This is a genomic window from Haloferula sp., from assembly GCF_049672945.1.
In the GTDB taxonomy this organism is placed as follows: Bacteria; Verrucomicrobiota; Verrucomicrobiia; order Verrucomicrobiales; family Akkermansiaceae; genus Haloferula.
Window position 1 is genome coordinate 1 of record NZ_JBATWY010000037.1, and the last position, 1,906, is coordinate 1,906.

A 1,906-nucleotide genomic window follows, 5' to 3' on the forward strand; every position below is an offset into this window, starting at 1 on the left:
ATGCCTTACCACTTGGCTACTCCGCCGCGACGTTGACCGTCAGCGACTTACAAATCCCTCAACAGAAGCTCCTTGGTTTTTATACACGTAGAGCGAAATTCCTCACCGTCATGAGCAAAAACGCCAACACCTGGACAGCAACACGTTACCAACACCTGTATCGTCACGCCAGGGGGGGCGTATATTACGCCCGGCTGACCGTCAACAGAAAGAAGACCTGGCGAAGCCTCAAAACGAAAATCATGAGCGTGGCGCGGACCGAGCTGGCTAACCTCGATAAACAGGAGAAGGAGAAGTCCGAACTAGTTCCCCTGTGAACTCCCACTCTCTAAACGTGTTTTCGGGACGCTCATCACCTCTTTGAGATCGTGCCGAGCCTTCGCACTGACACCACGAATCTAGTATCGACTCCCCGCCAGCCATGATTGCAGGCTGCTCAGGCGTTCCACGACTAACTGTGAATTCCCACCCTCTGGTCGGGTTTTCATGATGAAATCGACCGAATTGACATCGACACCTTCCAACCAAAAGACAGCGGCAATTCGGTAATGGACGTGATTCTTCTCTTCTCTTTCCGGAACTCTGATGGCCGCGCACTCTGATACTCTGGATCTTCATGTATCGATTTATTCCCCATGTCGACTTGGCCGGATGCGAGTTTCTGAACTTCCGTGCAGCAGTGCTTTCAGAACCTTGTCCCCATTGTCAGAGAGCCGGGGCCATCAGGGCCCACGGCTTTATCCGCAGCTCATCGGATTCCGACGCTCAGGATCGGACGCGGGCATTGAGGTTCTTTTGCTCGGACCGCCGGAACCATGCCGGATGTGGTCGCACCTTTTCCATCCACTGGAGTCACGTCGTTCCCCGCTCAACAATCAGCGCGGAATTGGTGTCCGATCTGATCTCCTCCCTGTTCCCGCTTCCAGAACGGCACCCTCTCAAGGAGGCCTGTGCTGCCGGAATCAGCACGGTCTCCAAGAGCACCGCCTACCGGTGGGCCAAGCGGTTCCGCCTCCACCTCGGAGAACTGCGGTCTCGGGCGTCGATGGTGATCCCGCCAGACCGGCAAGCACACGCCACACCCGAAACCGCCACACTGACACAGCTTCACCAGGCCTTCTCTGGAGAAGCCTGCCTTGTGGCAGCTTTCCAGAGCCAATTTCAAAAGGCATTCTGCAGAATCGACACCAACAAAGTTCCAATTTCTCATCGAGTCGTTCAGACATTCAGAAACCTGTTTCGAGTGGCAACACGAGATGGAAAAGGCACCTCGCATCTGGGATCCAAATTCAACGCATCCGAAGCGACATCGTGCTCTTACGGCCCTCCTCGCGGCACAACAGACCAGAACAAACCGGCCACCCACATGCCACCAGGCGAGCTTCCAGGAAGTCCGTAGACTTTCGGCCAAAAGGACGCAGGCAATGCTGGGGAGCAACCTGCCGAGGGATAACCGGAACCGGTAAGCGACTGATGATGTCGTAACCACAAAAAAGGGCGTGTCCGCATCAAACCGGACACGCCCTTCATCGTCATGGAAGCTCATCAAGAGCTACCGGTCATGCCTCCCGAAAACCCTACCCACACAGCCCGCAGCTCCCCCAATCCCACATTCTCCGGCACATCGTACTCCGGCCAAGATCGTACGCCGCCAATGGTAACGAAACTCGATGACAGCGTGGAAATCAGACCAAAATCCGTACAGTCACAAATTGGGAAACCAGTACGATATCAATTTGGTGTGTAACATCAAGACGAGCTTGGGAATGGATATACTAAGCACGAAATCACCTCACATGATCTACCGCGAACTGCTGATGCACGTGATCGCATATAACCTGCTTCGAGCGATAGTCGCTCAGGCGGACGAACCGGATCGTGTTAGCTTCAAAGGATCTCTGGACCG

The 1,906-nt window shown here is 54.7% G+C and carries 1 protein-coding gene; it reads left to right on the forward strand.

All coding sequences use genetic code 11. The annotated features are described in order from the left end of the window. Window positions 1–317: hypothetical protein (locus WBG04_RS03250; protein ID WP_424312925.1), on the forward strand; the 317-nt coding region annotated here is incomplete at its 5' end. Window positions 318–1,906: the final 1,589 nt, after the last annotated feature.